Source organism: Lacisediminihabitans sp., assembly GCF_036569425.1.
Classification (GTDB): Bacteria; Actinomycetota; Actinomycetes; order Actinomycetales; family Microbacteriaceae; genus Lacisediminihabitans.
In genome coordinates this window covers 1-1,736 of record NZ_DATCQQ010000013.1, presented here as the reverse complement: position 1 = coordinate 1,736, position 1,736 = coordinate 1, and the positions used below count along the sequence as shown (strand labels likewise).

Here is a 1,736-nt window from a genome sequence, read left to right as displayed (position 1 = left end):
CCATCGCCGCGCACCTCTTTCGCCTCGAGGTCCACGGTGATCTCGATCGTCGGGTCTTCGGTCGCGAGGTCGATCAGGTGGCGCACCTGGCGATCAGGCAGCGTGACGGCAAGGATTCCGGTCTTGTAGGCGTTCGCGCGGAAGATGTCCGCGAAGGTCGGCGAGATGATCGCGTGGTAACCCGCGTCCTTGATCGCCCACGGCGCGTGCTCGCGAGACGAGCCGCAGCCGAAGTTCTCCCCGGTGACCAGGACCGAGGCCCCCTTGTGCTCCGGCTTGTCCAGCACGAAGTCGCCGTTGGCCCGCCAGTCATAGAACAGGAAGGGCCCATAGCCCGTGCGCTCGATGCGCTTCAGGAACTGCTTGGGAATGATCTGGTCGGTGTCCACGTCGGCGCGGTCGAGCGGCGCCATGCGGCCCGTGACCTTGGAAACCGCGTCCATTACAGAAGCTCCCGCACGTCGACCAGGTGGCCGGTGATCGCCGCGGCCGCAGCCATCGGCGGGCTCATCAGGTGGGTTCGGCCGCCGGAGCCCTGCCGGCCCTCGAAGTTCCTGTTGCTCGTCGAGGCGCACCGCTCGCCTGGGGCGAGGATGTCAGGGTTCATACCGAGGCACATCGAGCAGCCGGCGTTGCGCCACTCGAAGCCCGCCGCCTTGAAGATCGCGTCGAGGCCCTCTTCCTCAGCCGCCCGCTTGACCGACGTCGACCCGGGAACGACCATCGCCCGCACCGACGAGTGCACGTGCTTGCCGGCGACGATTTGCGCAGCGGCCCGAAGGTCTTCCAGCCGCGCGTTGGTGCAGGAACCGATGAACACGCGGTCGATCGTAATGTCGGCCAGCGCAGTCCCCGGCTTGAGGTCCATGTAGCGCAGGGCCCTCTCGTCCGTGTCGGAGTGCGGGCTCGGCACGCGGCCCGTCACCGGCGCCACCTGGCCCGGGTTGGTGCCCCACGTCACGTGTGGCTCGAGGTGGCTTGCGTCGATCGAGATCTCCTGGTCGAACGGCGCGCCGTCGTCGGTGTGGAGCGAGCGCCAGTAATCGAGGGCGGTGTCCCATTCGGCGCCTTTCGGCGCGTGCGGCCGGCGCTCCAGGTAGGTGAAGGTGGTGTCGTCCGGCGCGACCATGCCCGCCTTCGCGCCCCATTCGATGCTCATGTTGCACACGGTCATGCGCCCTTCCATGCTCAGCGCGCGGATGGTCGAGCCGCGGTACTCGACGAGGTGCCCCTGGCCTTCGGAGATGCCGGTGCGCCCGATCAGTCCGAGCACCACGTCCTTGGCGGTCACGCCGAGAGGCAGCTCGCCCTCCACGTTGACCGCGAGGTCGCGCAAGCGGTTTTGAGGCAGGCACTGGGTGGCCAGCACCATCTCCACCTCGGAGGTCCCTATGCCGAAGGCCAGCGCGCCAAACGCCCCGTGCGTCGAGGTGTGCGAGTCGCCGCACACGATGAGCATCCCGGGCTGGGTGAGGCCGAGCTCCGGGCCGATGACGTGCACGATGCCCTGGCGGCGGCTGCCGATCTGGTGGAGCGGGATGCCCTCGCGGCGGCAGTTCTCCGCCAGGACCTCCATCTGCTTCCGCGACAGCCCGTCTGCGGCGCGGACGCCGCCTCGGGTGGGGACGTTGTGGTCCATCGTCGCCACCGTAAGGTCGGGCCGGCGGACCCGGCGACCAGCCAGCCGCAGTCCCTCGAACGCCTGGGGCGAGGTGACCTCGTGGACGAGGTGGAGG

Annotated in this window: 2 protein-coding genes; both read right to left on the bottom strand. The window is 69.0% G+C overall.

The window, feature by feature from the left end; translation table 11 throughout:
* A partial coding sequence (gene leuD, locus VIM54_RS01330; protein WP_331898502.1) for a 3-isopropylmalate dehydratase small subunit occupies positions 1-413 on the bottom strand: 413 nt, incomplete at its 3' end.
* A gap of 29 nt (positions 414-442) precedes the next feature.
* The coding region (gene leuC / locus VIM54_RS01325) for a 3-isopropylmalate dehydratase large subunit (RefSeq protein ID WP_331898500.1) at positions 443-1,736 on the bottom strand (1,294 nt) is incomplete at its 5' end.